This is a genomic window from Kitasatospora sp. NPDC048540, assembly GCF_040651175.1.
GTDB lineage: Bacteria > Actinomycetota > Actinomycetes > Streptomycetales > Streptomycetaceae > Kitasatospora.
Map to the genome: position 1 here is coordinate 1 of NZ_JBEZIR010000145.1, position 21385 is coordinate 21385.

17 protein-coding genes and 2 pseudogenes are annotated in these 21385 nt (G+C 69.0%); 7 read left to right on the forward strand and 12 right to left on the reverse strand.

Translation table 11 applies throughout. The features are described 5' to 3' along the window. Nucleotides 1–150: 150 nt before the first annotated feature. The 3 genes and pseudogenes from AB0D08_RS35170 to AB0D08_RS35180 all read right to left on the reverse strand — a co-directional run bounded on the left by AB0D08_RS35170 (nucleotide 151) and on the right by AB0D08_RS35180 (nucleotide 1833). On the reverse strand, nucleotides 151–546 hold the full coding sequence (locus tag AB0D08_RS35170) for a PGPGW domain-containing protein (protein ID WP_033817633.1): 396 nt from the start codon (nucleotides 544–546) through the stop codon (nucleotides 151–153). Between the two features lie 744 nt (nucleotides 547–1290). Further along, nucleotides 1291–1593, reverse strand: a pseudogene (gene mihF, locus AB0D08_RS35175) (integration host factor, actinobacterial type); the annotation flags it as partial. A gap of 18 nt (nucleotides 1594–1611) precedes the next feature. Beyond that, the gene (locus tag AB0D08_RS35180) at nucleotides 1612–1833 is read right to left on the reverse strand and encodes a helix-turn-helix domain-containing protein (RefSeq protein ID WP_033817634.1); all 222 of its coding nucleotides are present in this window, start codon (nucleotides 1831–1833) and stop codon (nucleotides 1612–1614) included. Between the two features lie 485 nt (nucleotides 1834–2318). On the opposite strand from AB0D08_RS35180, the gene AB0D08_RS35185 reads away from it, so the two are divergent. Continuing rightward, nucleotides 2319–3797, forward strand: coding sequence for a family 16 glycosylhydrolase (locus tag AB0D08_RS35185; protein ID WP_359894352.1), 1479 nt, complete (start codon nucleotides 2319–2321; stop codon nucleotides 3795–3797). An 810-nt stretch (nucleotides 3798–4607) separates the two neighbouring features. On the opposite strand, the gene AB0D08_RS35190 is transcribed toward AB0D08_RS35185, so the two are convergent. Both AB0D08_RS35190 and AB0D08_RS35195 read right to left on the reverse strand, forming a co-directional pair. Beyond that, nucleotides 4608–5201, reverse strand: a complete 594-nt coding sequence (locus tag AB0D08_RS35190) for a DUF4360 domain-containing protein (protein ID WP_233288860.1) — start codon at nucleotides 5199–5201, stop codon at nucleotides 4608–4610. Nucleotides 5202–5682: 481 nt separating this feature from the next. Further along, nucleotides 5683–6684, reverse strand: coding sequence for an MsnO8 family LLM class oxidoreductase (locus AB0D08_RS35195; protein WP_033817636.1), 1002 nt, complete (start codon nucleotides 6682–6684; stop codon nucleotides 5683–5685). Between the two features lie 619 nt (nucleotides 6685–7303). Between AB0D08_RS35195 and AB0D08_RS35200 the strand changes: the two genes are divergently transcribed. The 3 genes from AB0D08_RS35200 to AB0D08_RS35210 all read left to right on the forward strand — a co-directional run bounded on the left by AB0D08_RS35200 (nucleotide 7304) and on the right by AB0D08_RS35210 (nucleotide 11070). Then, on the forward strand, nucleotides 7304–9361 hold the full coding sequence (locus tag AB0D08_RS35200; RefSeq protein ID WP_359894353.1) for a neutral/alkaline ceramidase: 2058 nt from the start codon (nucleotides 7304–7306) through the stop codon (nucleotides 9359–9361). 243 nt (nucleotides 9362–9604) lie between these two features. After that, nucleotides 9605–10033 carry an ester cyclase gene (locus AB0D08_RS35205; RefSeq protein WP_033817638.1) on the forward strand — a complete coding sequence of 143 codons (429 nt, stop codon included), beginning with the start codon at nucleotides 9605–9607 and terminating at the stop codon, nucleotides 10031–10033. Between the two features lie 299 nt (nucleotides 10034–10332). After that, nucleotides 10333–11070 (forward strand): histidine phosphatase family protein, encoded by a 738-nt coding sequence (locus tag AB0D08_RS35210; protein WP_359894363.1) that lies wholly within the window; start codon nucleotides 10333–10335, stop codon nucleotides 11068–11070. 45 nt (nucleotides 11071–11115) lie between these two features. Here AB0D08_RS35210 and AB0D08_RS35215 read toward each other — a convergent pair whose 3' ends face one another. Then, a complete protein-coding gene (locus AB0D08_RS35215) occupies nucleotides 11116–12045 on the reverse strand; it encodes a LysR family transcriptional regulator (protein ID WP_359894354.1) in 930 nt (309 codons plus the stop codon). Nucleotides 12046–12089: 44 nt separating this feature from the next. On the opposite strand from AB0D08_RS35215, the gene AB0D08_RS35220 reads away from it, so the two are divergent. After that, on the forward strand, nucleotides 12090–12929 hold the full coding sequence (locus AB0D08_RS35220; protein WP_033817639.1) for a PhzF family phenazine biosynthesis isomerase: 840 nt from the start codon (nucleotides 12090–12092) through the stop codon (nucleotides 12927–12929). A gap of 34 nt (nucleotides 12930–12963) precedes the next feature. Here the strand turns inward: AB0D08_RS35220 and AB0D08_RS35225 are convergent, their stop codons facing one another. Continuing rightward, nucleotides 12964–13968 carry an NADP-dependent oxidoreductase gene (locus tag AB0D08_RS35225; protein WP_359894356.1) on the reverse strand — a complete coding sequence of 335 codons (1005 nt, stop codon included), beginning with the start codon at nucleotides 13966–13968 and terminating at the stop codon, nucleotides 12964–12966. 100 nt (nucleotides 13969–14068) lie between these two features. Between AB0D08_RS35225 and AB0D08_RS35230 the strand changes: the two genes are divergently transcribed. Beyond that, entirely contained in the window at nucleotides 14069–14968 is a 900-nt protein-coding gene (locus AB0D08_RS35230) for a LysR family transcriptional regulator (protein WP_359894358.1), read from the forward strand. A gap of 378 nt (nucleotides 14969–15346) precedes the next feature. Here AB0D08_RS35230 and AB0D08_RS35235 read toward each other — a convergent pair whose 3' ends face one another. The 4 genes and pseudogenes from AB0D08_RS35235 to AB0D08_RS35250 all read right to left on the reverse strand — a co-directional run. Next, nucleotides 15347–16873 (reverse strand): hypothetical protein, encoded by a 1527-nt coding sequence (locus AB0D08_RS35235; protein ID WP_359894360.1) that lies wholly within the window; start codon nucleotides 16871–16873, stop codon nucleotides 15347–15349. 332 nt (nucleotides 16874–17205) lie between these two features. Continuing rightward, a complete protein-coding gene (locus AB0D08_RS35240) occupies nucleotides 17206–17844 on the reverse strand; it encodes a hypothetical protein (RefSeq protein WP_158515418.1) in 639 nt (212 codons plus the stop codon). 160 nt (nucleotides 17845–18004) lie between these two features. Next, nucleotides 18005–18841, reverse strand: a complete 837-nt coding sequence (locus AB0D08_RS35245) for an endonuclease/exonuclease/phosphatase family protein (RefSeq protein ID WP_033817645.1) — start codon at nucleotides 18839–18841, stop codon at nucleotides 18005–18007. Between the two features lie 722 nt (nucleotides 18842–19563). Beyond that, a pseudogene (locus tag AB0D08_RS35250) lies at nucleotides 19564–20064 on the reverse strand (peroxiredoxin); the annotation flags it as partial. On the opposite strand from AB0D08_RS35250, the gene AB0D08_RS35255 reads away from it, so the two are divergent. Further along, on the forward strand, nucleotides 20036–20158 hold the full coding sequence (locus AB0D08_RS35255; RefSeq protein WP_359894365.1) for a hypothetical protein: 123 nt from the start codon (nucleotides 20036–20038) through the stop codon (nucleotides 20156–20158). The pseudogene AB0D08_RS35250 and the gene AB0D08_RS35255 sit on opposite strands and share 29 nt — an antisense overlap. Nucleotides 20159–20568: 410 nt before the next feature. Here AB0D08_RS35255 and AB0D08_RS35260 read toward each other — a convergent pair whose 3' ends face one another. Then, nucleotides 20569–21144 carry a transposase family protein gene (locus tag AB0D08_RS35260; protein ID WP_359894361.1) on the reverse strand — a complete coding sequence of 192 codons (576 nt, stop codon included), beginning with the start codon at nucleotides 21142–21144 and terminating at the stop codon, nucleotides 20569–20571. Between the last annotated feature and the right edge of the window lie 241 nt (nucleotides 21145–21385).

Consider the following 21385-nt stretch of genomic DNA (forward strand, 5'->3'; position numbering starts at 1 on the left):
TGGAGAAGCTGAAGGGGCACCCGCTGTTCGCCCACATCACGCTGACCCGCTCCGAGCGTTCGCCGATCGCCGCACTGGTGACCGAGATGCTGGAGCATCCCGAGCACTGACCGGGCGCTGGGACACGGATCACCGCCCGTGCGCGGAAACCTACTGGCGGGTCGAGTTCACGCGCCGATGGCTCCAGTGGAGAAGAACGAGCAGGACGATGCCGGAGACGATCAAGCCGCCTCCGGTGCTCCAGCTGGAGAACGGCAGGGCGGACACCAGGCCCCACGCCACCCCGGCACCGATCAGGCCGAGACCTGCGAGCGCCGAGCCGAGGATCCGCCACCGAGATGCGACGCTCGCCTCGGCTCCGCTCATCGCCCGTACCCGCACCGGCTCGACGAACCGGGCCACGGCGGGCACCGCCCGGGAGAGCAGGATCAGACCCGCGAGTACCAGCAGCAGCCCGGGCCCGGGCAGCACGAGCAGAACGACCCCCAGCACGACCAGCAGGCCGCCGGCCACGGCGAGAGCCACCCGTGCCAGCGGGTGCTGCACCCTTACCGGTTCCTCGGCACCGGGCCGTCGCCGGTCATCCATCCGTACACCTCCGCACGCCGTCCACGGCGTAGCAGGCTGCCGCGCGCACGGTGTCGGACGCACTGCGGTCGCGCTCTTCGCCGTAGGGGACCGCCGTTGCCTCCGGCATCGGCCGGCGAGCACGGTGCATCAGGACGGTCCGCCTGTGATCCCGTGTCATGCTGCTCCGCGCCCTGGTCCCGATGATGCTCCGACGCTAGGCGGCCCGGTGCCGTCGGCAGCAGGGTCGTCAGGGCAGAAGTCGGGGAAGGCAGTGGGTGCCGCGGAGGGCGGTGGTGATCGAGGTCCTCGCCGGAATCGAGGGAGGACCGCACGCCCTCCGCCCATGACCGAACGTCCGGTCGGGCGTGGTAGCGGCACGTATCTCTGACATGTACGCTGAGTTTCCGTGGCAGGCCAAAGGGGTAGGCCGCCTCCGCGCTCCGTGGGGGGAGCGTCGGGGGCGGCCCTGGTGCCTTGCCGGGGCCCGGCTGTGTACTCCGTGGGGGGAGTGCCGGCCGGGCCGCTTCTTATCGGTCTACCCGTCCGACCGCGGGGCCATGCCGGGTCCGGACGAGGGCCCGGACCGTCACCGCGCGGCCCGCGTTCCGGGTGGTCGCGTCATTCGGACCGGTGACCGGCGTTCGCTCCAGGGCCCTCGTCGCGCCGGTCATCGTCGGCCCGGTCGTCGACGACGATGGGCGGCGCGGCAGCTACGGCGGCGCCGAAGCGCTCAAGGAGGGCGGAGCGCTGGTTGGGGCCGAGTCCGCGGACCCGGCGGGAGGCGGCGATGCCGATCTCCTCCATCACGGCCTGCGCCTTGGCGACGCCGACACCCGGCAGGGCCCGCAGGAGGCGGACGACCTGTAGTCGCTTGGTGATCTCGTCGTCGCGTTCGAACACCGCAGCCAGGCCGACCTCGCCGGACTTCATGGAAACGAGCAGTGCGGCACGCTCGGCACGGGCCAACATCGCTTTGGCGAGGGCGGCGTGACGTTGTTCCGTGGTCAGGACGGGCAGACTCATGCTTGCTCCTCCTCGAGGTCAGATGCGGTCGGACGTGCGGGCGACACGGCCGCCACCGCGGGGGCGCAGCCTGGTCCCGGCATCCCTGAGGATGCGGTTGACGAATCCGTACGAGCGGCCGGTCTCCTCGGCCAGATCCCGTATCGAGGCCCCGCCGTAGTAGGCGGTCTGCAGCTCGCCCGCGAGCCGTTCCCGCTCCGGGCCCTTGATCCTGCGGTGCTTCGACAAGGCGGCATCCATCGGCATTCCTCCCGGGTAGTCCTTGATCACATCATGATGGCGCTCGGTTGCGCTCCGTGGGGTGGTTTTGCGCACATACCGATTCCGCGTCAGGCGACGCTCGGGGTGCGTGAGTTGAACCGGTCACACCGGTGAAGATCGGTGGCGTCCCGGGCGCTGCGGGTGGTAGAGGCCGCTGCCCGGGACGGGGCGGCCTCCGATGTCGGGGGCCGCTCCGCCCGGTTCGATCACAGGCCGGAGCAGCCCGCCGAGAAGTGCGCGGGAGGGCAGCAGATCGGGCTGGAAACCGCAGTCACGAGCTGGCCTGAGACCCCCTGGAGATCAGTGCGGCGAGCGGCGATGGTGAAAACTCCGGCGGGTACGAGCGGCGGCAATTCTGCCGCCGGCAATACGCATGCCCTCCCGGATTCCTGCGTCTGTCACACGGAACCCTTACCCGAGTCCCGGGAAGGTCGAGGAATGGCCGGAGGCCTTGAATGATATGCATGCGAAAAATCGCCGCCGGACAATGGGCCCCATTGGCCGTGGCCGCGGCCATGGTCATCGGCCCCGCGCTCGCCCTGGGAGGGCAGCGCGCATACGGGGCAACAGCCGACCCGGCACAGGATTCCATATCCTTCACACAGTCCGGAACGAACACCGATGTAAAACTGACGCTCAAGTCTCCGTCCGGCAAGAAACTGCAGGCAGTCACCGTCGCGGTCCGCGACTCGCGCAACAATAACTTGGACTATCCGAACGCCACAAATGTGTCAATCAGCAAGGGCGGATCCTACACCTTCTCAGGATCCAAGCATTTCAATGATGGAACGTACACAATGTTCGGCGCCTACAAGATCAATGGGAGCTGGACGAACTTTACTAAATATACGGTGAGGACGCCCGTCGGCCCGGGCGACACCACCCCGCCGTCCACTCCTACGGGCCTGACGGTCGGCACTGTCACCAGCAGCTCGGTCGCGCTGTCCTGGACCGCCTCCACGGACAACGTCGGCGTGAAGGGCTACAACGTGTTCCGCGACGGGGTCAACGTGGCCTCCAACTTCTCGGGCACCTCCTACACCGACTCCGGGCTGGCCGCCTCCACGACCCACAGCTACACGGTCCAGGCCACGGACCAGGCGGGGAATGCTTCCGCCCAGTCCAACGCGGTGCAGGCGACCACCAGCGCCGGGACCCCGCCGCCGACCACTCCGACGGACCCCCCGTCGACCCCGCCGCCGACCACTCCGGCGAACCCGTCACCGAACGGGCCGACCGGCAACTGGAGCCTCAAGTTCAACGACGAGTTCAACGGCAATTCGGTGGACACCTCGAAGTGGTCCTTCAAGTCATCGGCAGAAGGCGACCAATCGAACAACCCGCTCGGCACCGGGAATCTGTCGAACCAACAGCTGGAGTTCGACCAACCGGGCAACTGCGCCGTAAAGGACGGCGCGCTGACGATCACCGCCAAGTCCGAAAACCCACAAATCACCAGCGCCAGCGGGCAGAAGTACGGCTGGTCCAGCTGCATGATCAACAGCTCGCCGTCGTACGCCTTCCGGTACGGCTACTTCGAGGCGCGCATCAAGCTTCCGTCACAGAAGGGTTTCTGGCCCGCCCTGTGGACCTGGGGGGCCCCCGGGGCCACCGGCTGCGTGCGCAACGGTGAGACGGACGCCTTCGAGTACTTCAGCGATAACCACAACAACCTGTACCTGACGCAACAGCAGGCCGATCCCCGCCAGAGCAAGACACTTACGACCGACGACCTCTCCGCCGACTACCACACCTTCGGGGCCGACCTCGAGCCCACCGGCACCGACTTCTACCTCGACGGTGTGAACGTCTACCACGCGTCGGCCACCCAGTCGTGCTCGGCGAACATCCTGGTCGACATGTTCGTCTACCAGGGGATCCCGCCGGCCGCGGGCACCACGGAGAAGACCCTCGTCGACTACGTCCGCGCCTGGCAGCACTGACCGCCACGGCACCGATCAGCAACTTCGGCCCGCCCGTGACCACAGGTCACGAGCGGGCCGAAAGCCGTGAGAGAGGTGCGAGACGCTCAGTGGGACGCACGGGACGGCTCGCCCGCCGCGCCCGACGGCCGGGTACCCCCGGCGGGGCACTTCCGTGCGGTCATTGCCGGGACACGTGACGCCGGGTACTTTAATGCCCTGGACATGACATGACAGGAAGGCGGTGTGACGGTCTGCATCACCCACACGGCCACCGGGATCACAGAGGCCGTCCGGGACCGCCGGTGACGCCCTGTGTAGTGGCCACCGACAGCCACCGGGGGATCAGTGGCCACCGACAGCCACTGGGGGACCAGACACCGGCCGAGGAGGACCGCCCCACAGGTCACGGCATCCCGCGAGATGCCGGCCGACCCCGCACCACCGTCGGCCGGGGCACCGGTCACGACGATCGAGAGCGGCATGGTCGCTCTGCGGCGCGCCGGTGGCGACCGGTGCGGTGGCGCCGTCGGCCAGGGGCGCGCCGCAGAGCGATTCGAGCTTGCCGAACCCGTTCCCACTGCCGCCGGGACCGGTGGAGTCGTCACGCTCGATCCACAGGTCGTCGGCGTCGAGCCCGGACGGCGGACTCGACGAACAGCGCCGGCCCGGCGGTGAGCATCCCGTGCCGCGGGCTACCGCGGTGCGGGGCTACCGCCGCCATCCTTCGTCCGCGATGCCGGCGTGCGCTCCGCCGTCATCCTGCCACGGCGGCCGGCCGCCGCCGGGGCGCCTCGGCGGCACCGCGGAGAAGTGCGATGGCCGGGTGGGTCAGGGGCAGGTCTTCCAGGCCAGGTGGTAGACGGTGTTGATGTCGCCGTCGGTGGAGTCCATGGTCATGAAGCTGGTGGTCTTGGAGGTGTCCGAGGTGCCGCCGCTGACCCGCAGCTCGGTGTTGATGTTGAAGTTCCGGGTCTCGCCGCAGGGCGACCAGACGAGGGCGGCGACGTCAACGGTGTCGGTGGACTGCCAGCTGTCGTCGAGCGGCCCCTTGAACGGGTGGTTGGCGTAGACGGTCTGCGACGAGCCCTGGAAGTAGTAGTTGGCCCGCTGGATCGCGCTGGCGCCCTTCTCCAGGTGCGCGAAGCCGCGGTAGTCGGCGGAGGCGATGGCGTAGGTGAAGCCCTGCGGGACGTGGACGTCCAGACTGAGCTGACAGTTCTTCCGGAAATCGGTGGGCCTGGAGCCGACGCCGACCTGGGCGAGGTAGTCGCTGTAGGTGACGGTGAAGGCGGTGTTGTCGGGGGAGACCGCGACGGCAGCCGTCCCGGCGGGGCAGCCGGAGCCGTTGACGGTGGCCACGTCGATGACGATCTTGTCCGGCGGGGGGGTCTGGTCGATGTCGGAGGTCGGTGAGCCGAACATCGACGCGGCGACAACGCCGGCCGTCGCCAGCATACGGAGCATCATGGGCTTTCCTTCCGAGCGTTCCTGGTCCGATCGGCTTCGGATCGCCTGACTGGGCGTCCGCCGACGGCTTGATGTGGACATGCCATCACAATGTGAGGGACGCGTACAGAGGTGGCGTAGTGGCTTCGCTCACGAAGAGTGCTGACCCGGTGCCCGAGGGTGTCGGCGATCTCGGCCGGCGTTCCTGCCCTCGCCACCGCCACCGCCGCCCCGGCCGAGGCCGGTGCCCCTTCTCGCGCACCGGCTCATGATTCGGCCCGGGTGCCGGAATTGCGGGTGGACGTCGTGTCGTCCTTCGCGGCCGACGCCCGGGGCGTGCGGGTCACATTCGATGAACGGGCAGACGCACCCGGGGCTTTCCACAGATGCCGGGCACGAAGAGTGCCTGGTCGAGCTGCGCGGTCACGTACCGCCCACCGGGGGTGTCACCTGTGTCTCACCGGCCAGGGCCGAGACCGGTGAGGCGGGCGAGGCGCCGGAAGGAGTCGGCCCGTTCGTCGAGGTCGTGGGTATTGGTGGTGACGAGGAGTTCGTCGGCTCCGGTGTCGGTGACGGCCTCGGTGAGCCGGTGTTCGACCTCGTCGTCGGTTCCGGTGATGAATCCCTGCAAGGCCTGCTCGAAGAAGTCACGCTGACGGCCGGTCATCTTGGCCGGATCGATCCGTTCACTGGGCATCAACGGCGGGAAGGAACCGCTGGTCCGCGACCGGGCGATCGACCACGCCTCGGCATGGAGCATGCGCTCGGCCGCCCGACGCGTGTCGGCGACGGCGACGGCGGCCGCGAGCACGACGTACGGTTCCTGCCGCCAGGACGAGGGCCGGAAGGTGCGACGGTAGGTGTCGACCGCGGCGAGCACCTTGGCGCGGTTCCCGCCGATCACCAGCGGGAGACCGGCGGCGGAGGCGATCCCGGCGGCCTGGTCCAGGGCCAGGACGAAGGGTGCCACCCGTCGCCCTGGTACCGGATAGGAGGTGACCCCCGGGTAGGCGGTCTGCGTGGCGGTGAGCCAGCCCAGCAGTTCCGCCAGTCGCTGCGGGAACTGGTCGACCTCCTCCTCCCGCTGCCCGAGGGCACTTCGGACCGCAGGGGTGAAACCGAGCGAGCGTCCCAGACCCATGTCGATCCGGCCAGGGAAGAGCGCGTCCAGGACGCCGAACTGCTCGGCGACGACCATCGGCCGGTGACCGGGAAGCATCACACCGCCGGTGCCCACCCGGATGGCCGAGGTCACGGAGGCCACGGCGGCGGCGAGAACGGTCGGCGCGGAGCCGAGGATGCCGGGAACGCCGTGGTGCTCGGCCAGCCAGAAGCGGTGGTACCCGAGCCGCTCCGCCTCCCGGGCGAGGCGCACGGTGTCGTTCAGCGTCGTCGACGCGTCGACGCCTTCCCTGGCATGGGCCCGGTCCAGTACCGAGACCTTCGTCGGCAGCATCATGAGAGCCTTCCCGGCGCGACCGCGGCCCGGACGGTCCCACCGGTCTCGGCACCGGGTACGGGGAGACGGTGATGCGTCACCGGCGGAGGACATCGACGCGCACGACCTCGACTGTACCCGGCGATGCCGGCGAGGGCCGCCGCGTCCTCCCCTGGCCGTTGATGGGCCCGCCCCCCGAAGGCACGCGGTATGCACCGGAGAACGTGGCTCCTCGGAGCCGGGGGCGCGAATGCGCTGGTGGGATGTGTGAAGCAGAACCTCGTCATCGACAACGGTGTTCAACCCCTTGACGAGGTATTACTTCGGAGTAGATTTTCTGTTCATCGCTCCTGCTCCCCTGACGCCCCCAGCTCATGCCTTTTCCCGTCAGCCGAGCGAGCAATGATCGAATGCGAGCCCTTTCTCCGGCACCTGATGGTGAAGTGCGCAGGCCGTTCGATCCCGCCGGGTGGCGCCGAGTCGAGTGGCCACCCGAGAACGTCGTCCAGGGCCGCCCGGCCCGTCGCCGGACGACCGACGGGAAGTGCGCGACGAGCCGCTCCGGCCCCCCGGTATTGCACGCAGGCTCGCGGCGACGGAACTCCCCCACCCCCTAACCCTCACTGGAGAGTCCCCCACCATGGACGATCTTCCTCCGGGCCGGCTCGTCAGCCGCCGGCACACCCTCACCCTGCTCGCCGCCTCGACCGCCGCCGTGGCGGTCGTGTCACCCGGCCCCACGGCCGCGGCCGCCACCGGACAGGATCGGACCGCCGAGGGCTACCGCATCGGGATCGGGCGCAGCGACATCACCGGTGAACCGGCCGAGGCCGCGATGATGGGCTACGCCCGTCTGAACCAGGTGACGTCGGGGATCTCGATGCGTCAGTGGGCCCGGGCTTTCGTGATAGCCGACGCGAACGGTTCGCGGGTGCTGTTCGTGAACACGGACCTCGGAATGATCATGCAGGGGGTCCATCAGGAGGTGCTCCGCCGGCTGGCCGCGCGGTTCCCCGACCGGCGTTACTCCGATGCGAACGTGCTGCTGACCGCCACCCACACGCACGCCGGCCCGGGGGGCTTCTCCCACTACGCGCTGTACAACCTGACCATCCTGGGCTACCGGCCGGAGACCTTCGAGGCCATCGTCTCGGGCATCGTCGCGGCGATCGAGCAGGCGGACGCGTCGCTCGCCCCCGGCACGATCAAGATCGCCTCCGGCGAGCTGGCCACCGCCAGCGTCAACCGTGCCAGGGTCGCCTTCGACCGCAACCCCGCCGCGGAGCGGGCGGTGTTCCCGGACGCGATCGATCCGCGGATGACCGTACTGCGGTTGGAACGGGCGGGCCGGCCGGTCGGCGCGATCAGCTGGTTCGCCACCCACGGCACCTCCATGACGCCCACCAACACCCTGATCAGCTCCGACAACAAGGGTTATGCGGAGCAGACCTGGGAGAGTCCGACGCTCGCGCCCTCCCCCGGGTTCGTCGCCGCCTTCGCCCAGACCAACGCCGGGGACATGTCGCCCAACATCCGGGACGGCGGGTACCACGGGCCGACCGACGACGAGTTCGAGAACACCCGCATCATCGGGACCCGGCAGCTCGATGTCGCGCGGGCCCTGTTCGACCGGGCCACCGAGACGCTCAGCGGCCCGGTGGACTGCCGGCAGCGCTACGTGGACTTCTCGAACATCACCGTGTCCCCGGACTTCACCGGCGACGGGCAGACCCACCGGACGTTCCCCGCCGCCGTGGGACAGGCTTTCACGGCCGGGGCACCGGACGGGCCCGGGCCCGACATCGTCAGGCCGGGTGACACCACGCTGAACCCGCTGCTGCTGGTCGCGGGTACGGTCGTCGCTCCGGCCTCGTCGGAGCTGCGGGCCGGTCAGGCACCCAAACCCGTGTTCCTGGCAACCGGCACCCAGCAGCCGTTCCCCTGGAGCCCGCAGATCCTGCCGCTGCAGATCCTGCGGATCGGCCGGCTCGTCCTGGCCGCCGTTCCGGTCGAGGTCACCATCGTCGCAGGCCTGCGCCTGCGCCGCAGCGTCGCGACGGCCCTGGGCACTTCGCCCGACGACGTCCTGGTGACCGGCTACTCGAACGCGTACTCCGGGTACCTGGTGACACCCGAGGAGTACGACGCCCAGTACTACGAAGGCGCGTCGACCAACTTCGGCCGCTGGACCCTGCCCGCCTACCAGCAGGAACTCTCCCGGCTGGCGACCGAGATGGCACGGGGCGTACCGTCCTCCGGCACTCTGGTCCCACCGGACCTGTCGGGCCACCAGATCGTCACCACGCCGGGCATCCTGTTCGACGACATCCCGCTGGGCCTGCGCTTCGGTGACATCGCCGAGCAGCCCGGGCCGACCGTGGCGCGCGGCCGGAGCACCTACGCCACCTTCTGGACCGGCCACCCCAACAACAACCTGCACCACAACACCACCTACCTGGAGATACAGCTCCTCGTCAACGGCGGGTGGACCACCGTCGCCGACGACGACGCCTTCGAGACCGTCTACCGCTGGAAACGCGTGGGAATCGCCTACTCCCAGGCCAAGATCACCTGGAACGTGCCGCTCACCGCCGTCCCCGGGACCTACCGCATCGTCCACTACGGGGACTGGAAGAGCGGTTGGACCGGTGGCATCAGTCCGCTCACCGGGATCAGCCGCAACTTCACGGTGACCTGAGGGTCGCTCGGGGCCTTCTCGGCCTCCTCGGCCTCCCTGCGCGACGGTGCCCGCACACTGCGCACCGGCCGGCGGGAAACGCGGCCGGCCAGGCCGTGAGCAGCGCCCGGGCGTCACGGTCGTACAGCACGGCGCGGTAGCCGCGTCTCACGGGGCAGGCGCTGCTCGGCAGCCACAAGGCGCACCTGGACGATCCCGGCGACACAGGATCACGCAGTACCAGCGGCATGCAAGACTTCACGGATGACCAATGCCAAAGACACCGTCCGCCAGTTCCTTCTGCAGGTGCGGTCGGGCCTGCACCCGGAGCGGGCCGACCAGTTCATGGCCAGCCGGGTCCAGGCCCACCAAATCGCCGCCGAGGCACCGGTCGTCGTGGAGCGTACACCTCGGCAGTACACCGAACACGTCCGCGAGATGCTCGAAACATACGGTGATTTCACGCTGACAGTGGACGAGCTCATCGCTGAAGGCGATCGGGTCTACGCCCGCTGGACCCAGGCCGGAAGGCACGTCGGAGCGATCGACGACCATCTGCCGACCGGTGCACAGCTCACGGAGATGGCCAGCGCGGTCTATCGCGTCGAGGACGGCCTGATCGTCGAGTACTGGATCCAGATCGACCGGCAAGGTATCACCGCCCAGCTGGAGCGAGCTGCTGCTGAGCACTGATACGGACTCGGTCCACGGGGACCGACTGGTAATTGGCTCCCGGCCCCTCGGTGAGGACCTCTCGACCGCCCTTGCCGGCTCGGGAGTTCCGGGGATTGCGGAAGCCACCTCGTGTGATGGTGTGCGGCATGCCGCCGTCGGCGTAATGCGGGCGCAGGGCCGTCCGGAGCGCCGAAGGTGGAGTCCCGTCGGCGCGTCCGCGGCACCCTCGTCCGGAGTGCTACCGGCTCCTGCCGTTGCCAGGCCTGGCAACGCCCGACAGTTCGGGCACCCCGCAGGTGAAGGGCGCCCGCATGGTGATGGAAGGACGGCGCGCCCCCGTTGTGAGACTGATCCGTGCCTTTCGTCCGTCACACCGGCCGGTCGGCTGGTCGTCGCTGACAGCCGTCAGGCACGGCGAGGCGGATGCTGCCGCGCCCGTCGGCACGGACCCGGAGGACGGGCCGCGGCCGTGGCCCAATGCCCACGACGCCGAGCTGGCTCTGACCGAACGGGGACGGGTTCAAGCGGTGGCCGTCGGACGACGGCTGGCCGGGCACTGGAACGACTCCGCCACGGTCTGGGTCTCTCCGTACCTGCGGGCACGGCAGACCGCCGATCTCGCACTCGCCGAACTCGGGTGTCCCGGACGGGCCGGATACGTGGTCGACGAGCGGCTGCGCGAGCGCGAGTCCGGCGGCCGGGCGCTGCAGGTTCTCCCCGAGCCGGGACAGGCCACGACACGGACCCTGGCCTGCTTCTACGACCGGCCGCCGGGCGGCGAGGCGTGGACCGACGTCATCCTGCGGCTGCGGGCCTGGCTCGCGGACCTCGACCGCCTCGCGCACGGGCGTCCGGTCGTCGTCTTCGCCCACCACCAGGTGATCCTCCTGCTCCGGCACATCCTGCAGGACATCCCGGACCGCGAGTTCCTCGCCATGATCGGCCGGGGTGAGCTGGACGTCCCCCACGGGTCCCTCAGCCGCATCGACCGCGTCGGCGATCGGATGCGGATCGCGTTCTGGGGATCCTCCGAGCACCTGCCCCGGGCGCATTGAACCTCGCAGGGACAGCTGTACCGGCCGCACCCGCTGCGGCACCTGTCATGCCCAGTCGGCGGCCAGGGTGCGAAGCCTCGCCATGACCGTCTCGGCGGCGGGTGGGAGCCAACGGCTGCGATGACGCAACAGCTGTACCGGCACCGGCGGGAAGTCCCGGACCACCAGCAGCCGGCCGGAAGCCAGATCGTCCTCCGCGCTGACCCGCGGGAGCAGTGCCACGCCCAGCCCCGCCCGGACGCAGGCCCGCACCGCTTCGATGCTGCCGAAGCGTGTCACCCGGGGGGCCGCCGTCAGCTCGTCCGACAGGCGGCGGGCCAGTGAGTCACTGTAGGAGCAGCCTTCCTCCAGCAGGAAGAACGGCTCCTCCCGCAGAAGTGGCCAGGCGCTGCCGGGACTCAGCCGCGGATGGGTCCCCGACGCGAGCAGGACGAGAGGCTCGTCACCGACGGAGACGGCCTCGACCTGCGGCACATCGACGTGCTCCTCGAGCAGGAGGGCCAAATCGATCCGGCCCGCCGTGAGCTGCTCCGCGGCCGCGGCCGGAGTGACCACGGGCATCATCTTCAGCTGAACCGCCGGCAGTTCCCGCCCCAGCGCCGCCAGCGCGAGAGGAAGCCGGTAGGCGCACAGCGACTCGCTGGCGCCGATGGTGACGGTCCCCTCGGCCGCCGATGCGTCCTTCGCCTCGTACCGCAAGCGTGCCTCGGCGTCCAGAACGGCCCGGGCCCGCTCCAGCAGCCGGGCACCCGCGGAAGTGAGGACCGCCCCCGTGGGGAGCCGGTCGAAGAGCCGGACGCCGAGCATCTTCTCCAAGGCTTTGACCTGCGCCGTCACCGTCGACTGGGCCACATGCAGCTCGGCCGCCGCAGCCGTGAAGTTCCCGGTGCGGGCGAGTACCGCGAACGTCTCCAGCAGACGCGTATCCATGCGAGCACCCCCAAGGCCATCGGTGATATCGATAGGATCATGCATCGTAATCATTGGACACGATAGCGCCGGGTGGCCAGGCTGGGGACATGGAAATCCTCAGCTACACCGCCTTCACTGACACGCCTGACGGCGGAAACCCGGCCGGAGTCGTCCTGGGAGCGGACCACCTCTCCGACACCGAGATGCTGCGCATCGCCGCCGACCTCGGCCACTCGGAGACGGCCTTCGTCGACGATCCGGATTCGTCGTCACACGTCCACCGGATCCGGTACTTCAGCCCCCTCGCCGAAGTCGACTTCTGCGGCCACGCCACCATCGCCACCGCTGTCGCCCTGGCCGAGGCCACGTCGCCCACGACCGTCACCTTCCTCACCAACCCCGGTCCCGTCCAGGTGTCCACCGCCGCTGCCGGCGCCGGCATCACCGCCACGCTGACCAGCGTCCCCACCTGGTCCGAGCCCGCAGACGGCGAAACCGTGCAGGCCGCGCTCGACGCGCTGAACTGGTCGGCGGCCGACCTGGATCCGCACTTCCCGGCGCACGTCGCCTTCGCCGGCAACCGTCACCTGATCCTCGCCGCCGGCACCCGTTCCCGTCTCACCAGCCTCCACTACGACTTCGATGCCCTGGCCGCCCTGTGCCGGAACCAGGCGTGGACCACGGTGCACCTCTTCCACCGCGAGGCCGACACCGTCTTCCACGCCCGCAACCCCTTCCCGCCCGGGGGCGTCGTGGAAGACCCCGCGACCGGAGCCGCGGCCGCGGCCTTCGGCGGATACCTCCGCACGGTGCGCCCCACCCGGGCCGGCCGCACCGTCCAGATCCTGCAGGGCCACGACATGGGCCGCCCCAGCCTGCTCACCGTGGGCACCGACCCACAGGACCCCCGCATCAAGGTCAGCGGGCAGGCCGTCCGCATCCCCTGACGGTACAGCGGCATGCGGCGACGGCCGACCGGGCCTACGCACGGTGCCGAACGATGATCTTCCCGGTGTTCGCTCCGCGCAGCATTCCCAGGAACGCATCCACGATGTGCTCGAACCCGTCCACCACCGTCTGGTCCGGCGTGAGCCGGCCGCTCTGCAGATGCGGGACCGCGAACTCGTACAGCTCGTCCTGCAGATCGCGGTGGTTGCTGACCAGGAAGCCCTCCATGCGGAGGCTCTTCTCCACGATGTCGGAATAGTCGACGTGCGGCGGGGGCGCGTCCGGGGTGTTGTAACGGCTGATGGTGCCGATCCGGACGATGCGCCCGAACTCACGCAGTGCCCCCACCGCGGCGGCCAGCTGCTCGCCGCCGACGTTGTCGACGAAGACGTCGATGCCGTCCGGCGCAGCCTGGGCGAGGAGTGCGGCGGCGGGGCCGTCGTGGTAGTCGAACGCCGCGTCGTAGCCCACCTCCCGGGTCAAGTAGTCGATCTTGGCCGGCGATCCCGCGCTGCCCACGAGTCGGCCGGCTCCGAGCAACCGGGCGAACCGGCCGGTGGCCGTGCCGACGCCGCCGGCCGCGGCGGAGACGAAGAGGTCGTCGCCCTCGCGGAGCCGGGCGATGCGGGTGAGGGCCACGTAGGCAGTCAGTCCGGTGCCGCCGAGAATGCTCAGGTGAGCCGTCAGGGGGACCCCGTCGAAGTGGGTGATTCTGCGGGCCTCTTCAGGCCTGACCACGGAGTGCGTGCGCCAGCCCTGTCGGTGGAACACGATCTCGCCCTCGGCCAGCTCCGGCGTCCTCGATGCGACGACGCGCCCGAGGGTGCGGCCTTCGAGCGGGGTGTGGAGGGCGAAGCCGCCGGGCACGTCGTCCATCATCTCGCGGTGGTACGGGTCGACGGACCAGTAGAGGTTCTCCACGAGTGCGGTGCCGATCGCAGGGTCGGGGACCGTGGACTCGACGAAGGCGAAGTCCTCGGTGGTGGGGAAGCCGTGCGGGCGGGCGGTCTGATGGACGGTGATCGCGTTCTCGGTCATGACGGGACCGTAGGACGGGAATGGTGCCCTCGGGCAGGCGGTTGGGCTCATACGATCCCCCGATCCATGAGCCGTACTCATACCCCGAGGTGAGCACCCTGTGGCCCGCACGACCGACACCGATCTCGCTCCGCACGAACTGCGCATCCTAGTGGCGGTCGCGGACGCCGGTGGTTTCTCGGCCGGGGCCGTGACACTCGGCCTGACCCAGTCCGCGGTGTCCCGCTCGGTGCGCGGCAGCGAGCGCAAGATCGGCGCGGTTCTGTTCGAACGCGGTCGCAACGGTGCGAGACCGACCGCGGCCGGGGAGCAGGCCGTGGCGCATGCACGCCGCGTCCTGCGCCTGCTGGACGTGCTCGTCGCCGAGGCGCCGGGATCGGTCCGGTCCGATGCAGCGCGGGAGCCGGAGGGCCCGCTGCGGATCGCAGCCTTCCGCAGCAGCGCGTTGCACCTGCTGCCTGCGGTCCTGCAACGGCTGCGCGAGCGGCATCCCGGGATCGAACCGCAGGTGCGGATCGTCCGCGAACTCGGGCGCGGCACGGCCGGCGAGGTGGCCGACGGGCGGGCGGATCTCGCCATCGCCACCTTGGACGGAGCCCGGCTGCCGGCGGGGCTGGTGGTGCACGGACTCTTCGAGGAGAGCTACTCCCTGGTGTACCCGGCCGGACACCCGGCCCCGCGTGCGCTGCCGCTCGTGGACTGGGCCGAGAACTGCGGCTCGTACACCCGCGCCTGGTGGGGTGCGCAGGACTGGATCCCCGGGGCCACGATCGAGGCCGAGGACGACGGAGCGGTGCTCACGCTCGTGGGCGGGGGGCACGGAATGGCGATCATGCCGGCGCTCTCCCTGGTCGGAGCGCCGGACTCGGTCGAGATCACCGACCTCGGTCCGAAGCGCCCGACGCGCCGTGTCGGCTACGTGACCACGCCGGAGCTCGCCGGCTCCGCCGTCGTACGCGCTCTGGTCCGGGAGCTACGGGCCACCAGTTCTGCCGTCTGACGGCGGGGGCCGAGGCGGCAGATGCTCAAGGCCGTGCTGTCGGATCGGAACGCGGTCGGCGACGCGTCGATCACCACGGCCTGCCCCTCGCTGGCGAACACAAACCTGAGCGCTAAGACGATTAATTTACGGCGTGGGCCCACGTCATATCAACCCCATCGTCCGTGACGACCACGCTACCGACCCACACTGTGGATTGGTCGTCCGCCTCGAAAAGAAGGATCAAGTGCCCGTCCGGACCCACTGCCATACTGGCGAGGGGGTCGATGGTCGGATCCATTCCCGCAGGGGGGAAGTGATATAGCTTCCCGTCCTGCTGATTCCTCCAGTTCATGATCATTCTTTCGCTCATCATGTCCCCGATCGCACTTGAAATTACTAAATATCATCAAAGGCTTCATCGATCAAATCACCAGATTGGTCTACATTCCCTTCGAGATCACCCTGGCCGAGATCCTCCTCGGGGTCGTCACCACCTAGGTTGATCGGATTGTTGGATATATTAACGGCGACACCACTCAGGAACTTAAACCAGTCGTCGGCGTCGTCGACCTGGTCGACGACATCATCAGCCATGTCCTGAGACATCTCCGACGGGTTGATGGGCGCGGTCTTAATGCGCTTGTTTCTACCCAATCCATCATCGCCGACATCGCCATTCGATCCTCCGCTGCGCTTCTTCTGTCGACCGATGGCGAGATCATCAAAATATCGCCTGACGATCTGCTCGTCATCCTCGTTCAACGCATCATAAATTTCGGCCAGATTCGCTCGAGTCTCACTATCATCCCAACCACCGGCGCGGGTAGCGATCTCATCGAGAACCGGCCTGACGCTCGGCATAAGCACGCCCTGCGCATCTGAGCTCAGCTTTTTGAATGCAGCAATGAGGGACCCCCATTCTTCAAGGCTTCCGAAATCGAATTCGCGAACCGATGCAATGATATACAGGAGGTCATTGACATCCCCATAGACGAGGATATCGGACTGAGGAGTCCAATCGGAATTCAGGTACGCAGTGAGCGCTCTCGGCTCTCCTGAATCCGCATCCGAGGCAGCGATAAGCGCCTCGAGTCGGCCTTCCCCGACAACGGCATTGAGCGAAATGCACCAGTTCTCTATGGCCTCATACGCCGCTGGAACTGCGGCGATATCCTTGCGAAAGGCCGACGCCCTGCTTGAATTCGGCGTCAGAACCTTGATGAATGGATACCATGATTCCAGGGTTCCGTCGGCCTTGCGCGCCAGACCCTCCAGCTTGAGTGCCCGCCGGATCGGGCTCCATGTTCCGAACGATATAGCGATCTCACTTCTCGCCGCCTTGTTGTCGTCGAGCCCCTCGATGAACCCCCTAATCTCCCTCAATTCACGACCATCATTATGCAGATCAAGGTACTTCTTAACGACCTCTTCGGTTCTCCTCTTGGAGTCCGCAATGAAACCCAGCGTCTCGCTCCCCGCGCTCTCGGGCCTCCAGGACTTGGGGGCACTCTCCTTGCGCGAAGCGCTAGGGGCGGTACCCTCCATATGACTTGCGCAGGCGAGCAGGCGCAGCTCGAAAGGGGCACCACCGAACTCCGTCCGGATTTTTTTCAAATATGCCGATAGCGTCGTTTCTTCGCCTTTCCCCAGTCGCCGCACATTCGAATTATTGAAGATTTCTCCGGCATGCTCGTCCCACCTCTTCTCCTCTCTCTTCGGGAAGCCTTGGAGAATGAATTCCGGAACATCTTCATCGGCGGGCCGGTACACAGGTTCCAGGTCGTTCTCCAGGACAATCTTGGCCACACCGAACTGCAGAGGGTCGCCAAGCTCCGTATAGACACCAAGGGTTATATTACCCAGTTTCTCATGGCGCCTTGAACCCGTTTGGGCCGTACCATGGCACAGCAGGTAGAGATGCATCGTAATGGACCTTCTCTGAATTCTGGTCCCGCTCAGTTGTCGCCCGCCCGGACTGTCGCCCTGTGTGACCGGCCGCTTGAGCCGGCTCGCAGTCCGGACTGATTTCCATCGACTCGGGGGAAAGACACAGATCGGAGATCTATCGCAACTTATTGATTGGTCTGCTTCTGTGTCGTTACTGCCGACACCAGTGTCTTATCCAGAGGAACGGTGGATCCTCGGCCAAAGAGGCAGTCTTCGGTGCACCACCCTGGTGTCCCGCGTACCGCGACCGAGGTATCGAGGCGTTCGAGGTGCCGGGCTCCGGTCTTCCGGTCCTGCGGATGTGCCGGTCAGCCGCGTGGGGCCTGCTCCGCGCCGAGTGCGTCCAGTGCGGCTTCCAGAACGCCGACCAGCCGTGAGGTGTACGCCATATGGAGTCTGATGGCCTCACGGCACACGACCAGGCAGTGCCCGCGCCCGGCCGGTGTGGGCCCGCTCTGCGCGGGAACCCTCCCCGCTGCTGGCGCGTGGCGGGCGAGGTGGTGCTGCAGCGCTGCGAGCATCGCGGATTCTCGGGCCCGCACCGGGGAGTTCCCAGCCGTCAGCCGCTCCAGCTCGCCGAGTGCGGAACGGGTCCTCCGCCGGCCCTCCGCGGTCCCCGGCCCCTGTCGGAGCCCCTCACGGCCGATCGTCCGAGCCGTGCCGATCGCTCCGTGGAGACCTGCTCCCGCGCGGGCCGCCCGGGCGTCGAGCGAGGCCGCGAGTTCGGACATCAGCGAGTCCAAGGCGTCCGGATCGTGCTCGGGCGGACCGCGGTGTTCATCGCCGTACTCGCACAGGGGAAACGGCCGTTGTGCGGCGATACGGGCGCTCGAAGCCGCCTCGTACACAAGTGGCCGGAGATAGGAGAACGCCGCGACGACCCGCATGCATTCACCTTTGATCGCGGCTTCCCGGGCCGTTCCCGAACAGATCTCCGCAGTCGGCATGGCATCGGCCTCCACATCTGGTCGCCCGGCTCCTCCGAGAGGCCACGGCAGGCAGGGAGGTCAACGTAACGCGAGCCGGGCAAGCCGAGCAGGGCTCTCCGGGCAGCGTCCGGGGCAGGCAGGTCCGGACGCGGGCCATCGGCGCGCGGTTCGGCGGTCGTCAGGCGATGGGCGCGGGAAGCGTCACCTCGGCGCTGAGCGCCAGATGGTCGGACAGGAACGTGTCCCGGCCGTCCGCCAGCCGCACCCGGTCCGGGAACAGCAGGGAAGCCCCGGTCACCACACGATCCTCCGGGCCGCGGGAGACCAGCAGGTGGTCGATGCGCCGCGCCGGGCGGCCGTCCGGCAGGAGCCGGGCGTGGAAGGTCGGCCGGTCCGCCTCGGCGAACGGGTCCGTCCACGCGCCTTCCTCCAGCACCGCCGGGTAGAGCGGACTGTCGCTCGGGACGTTGAAGTCACCACTGGCGATGACGAGTTCGGTATCGGGCCGACGTGCGTCCCGGAGTGCTCGGTGGAACATCCGCAACTGTGATCGCTGAAAGGCGTGGTGCCGGTTGCCGGCGGTCCAGTCGCCATCCCGGTTGGCACTCAGATGGACGTTCCCGACGACCGTCCGGTGTCCCGTCAGTTCGAAGGTCAGGACTCCCTGGAGGCTGCTTGCGATCGCCGCCGCGCTCCGGAACAGCAGACCGCCTGCCCGAGGGCGGGCGCCACGGAACGACGCGTACGACACCGAGCGGATCGGAATCCGTGAGAACGACACCAGTCCCCCGGCCGGCCACCCGGCCGCACCGCGCCTGAAGGCGACGTGCGGGAACGACGGCAACCGGCGGCGCAGCACCCGGAGCAGGCCGGGAGTCCAGACCTCCTGAAAGTTCAGGATGCGGGCATCCGATGCTTCAAGGGCCGAGCCGAATGCGGCAGCCCGTTCCTTCGCCGGCGGCAGCGTGGACGACAGCCCCCAGCAGACGTTGAGCGAGACGACTCCGATCCGCACCGGCTCTCCGCCCCTTTCATCCCGGAGTGCATCGTCCCACGTTCGCGGCACGGCACGGCACAGAAGCCGCGCGCGGGGTCGATTCCGGGGGCCGGTGTGGTGGTGCCACGGGTGTGTGCGGCGTGGGCTCGCGTCGGCGGGTTCAGGGCGCTCGCGTCGGGCGTGGATCGCTTCGGCAGGTCGGGGGTCGGTCCGGCGTGGCGACCGCACGGGCCGCGCAGGGCACGGCAGGCTGTCCGCCATGCCCGACCCCGCTCTCCCTTCCGTCGACCACCGGGGCCTCTGGCGCTCGTGGCGCCGGGCCGTCCTGCGACTCGTACGCCGTGAGGTTCCGCGCCCCGCGGTCGTCCCGGCTCCCCGTCACCCCGCACCCCTGCGGCAGACGGAGTCCCGCACGGGTACCGCGTGCTGCGGAGCGCTGCCCGCGAGGCGGGTCCTGGACGGCGGTACCGTCCTCATGCTCACGCGGCACGGTTCCCGGTGCCCGGTGTGGAGCAGTCGCTGACCCGTTCCCGTTCCGCGGGATGACACCGCCGTCGCCGTCCGCGCTCGGTGTGGGGCGGCGGGAACGGCGGTCCTGGCCTCGGGCCGGTGGGTTGCTTGCTGCGGCCGACCGGTACGGTGCCCATCGGTTGTGAACCGGGAGTTGGGTTGCGGAAGTGTCGGCCTCCGGTTGGCCCGTTTTCCGGGGCGCTGGTGCGGGTGGATGCTTCCGCCGGGTGTCAGCCCGCCGCGAGGCCGTCCAGCAGGGCGAGTGCGTCTTCGACGGATCCGGCCGGATCGGTCACCGGGTAGAGCACGCCTCGGACGGTGCGGGTGGCGTCCAGGACGAGGGTGAGCCGTTTGAGCCGGTCGACGCCGGCCGCACGGAAGGTGGGCAACCGGAGCGCGGTGGCCAGCCGGAGGTCGGTGTCGGAGAGCAGTGGGAACGGGATCCGGTTGTGCTCCGCGAACGCCGCCAGCTGGTCGGGGCGTTGGGTGCTGACTCCGTAGACGTCTGCCTCACGGGCGGCGAATTCGGCCATCCGGTCGCGGTAGGTGCAGGACTCCAGGGTGCAGCCGGAGGCACCGGGGACGGCGTTCCAGCCGGGCGGGTAGTCAAGACCGCCCGGCGCGTAGCCGCCCGGGAAGCAGTACAGCACTGTCCATGCGCGGTTCGTGGCGACCGGGTCCACCGTTTCCCCGGAGGCGGCGGTGAGTTCGAGTGCGGGCAGCCGCCGTCCGCGGGCCGCTTTGCTGCTGATGGCCGTCGCCGCCGTGGCCAGCCCGGCGATCCTGCTGGTGAGCCCCGTGCGGCGGCTCCGTGAACTGGGCTGAGGAGACGCTTCTCCGACGCGCGGCCACCTTGAAAATTCGCCCGGGTACGGGTCAGGGGTGTTGCAAAGTCCGGTGATCTTGTGGGTGTGAAGGTCAGATGCCCAGGAGGTCGAGCGGGCGAGTGAAGGGCTGCTACGAGACGTGGCGGAGGCCTGCAGCGATGTTGCGGTGCCGGCGGCGCGGAGGGTGTTGATCGCCAGGTTGCGCAGGGTCGCCATGTTCTCGGGGCCGCGGCCAGTGCGGATCTTCGAGGCATCCTCGGCGAAGGTGGTGTCGCGGCCGAAGTGGAGCCGGTTCTCGATGGTCCACTGCGAGCGGACGAGCTGGCCGAGCCGTCACCGCGCGCCGCTACGACCGCGAGACGGGCCACGGTCGCACGTGCAGGGCGTCGGCCGTGACCGTGACCTCGGTCAGGTCGAAGGGCGCCGGCAGCGCCGTGAACAGGTGATCCCATTGGTCTTGTCGGGGACCCGCAACTGGGTGGCGGTTCGGCCGTCGCCGGTCATCACGGCCAGCAGGTGCGCGGCCGGCGTGTCACCATGCCGGGAACCGCGGGCGCCCTTGCCGTCCACGGCCACCGAATCCGAACCTGCCGGGCCGGCGCCGGTCGGATCTGCCGGAGCGCCTGGGCGGACCAGGCCGATGACCCGCCGAATCGTGGCGGCACTGGGGGCGACGCGCACGCTCATCGCCCCCATGACCCTGGCACCCAGGCGGGCAAGGGTGTGCTGCGGCGCGCTCGCGGACCACTGGCCGATGGCTGCGTACGAGCGTGCGCCGGCGACCACAGCCGAGGCCGCGACCAGCAGCACCGGCACGAACGGGTGACGCACCCCTCGACGCCGACGCGGGTCCGGCAGCAGCCGCAGCCGCTCCACCGGTGGCAATCCCGCCACACCGTCCGGCGCGGGCGACCTGGTCAGGCAGACGGCGGCAGACTGGCGGCGCATCGAGACTCCGGCCGGTGTGCGCGACTTGGCGGTCACCCAGGCAGTGGGCAAGTCCTGCCGCCCGCGTGGCGACGGCACCTGAACAGAAGCTATTCGGTTGCAGGGACGACTCTCGGTAGTGAGAATTTCGACATCGGCGTACCGAGCAGTAGTCGACTGCCAGGCCGTCACCCGACCGGCCGGGCGCCTTCCCGAGGAGACAGCTTTGCAGTTCCGCGTCGCCGATCTCACCCTTCACTGGACCGGCACCGACGACACCACCCCGCCCGGACACATC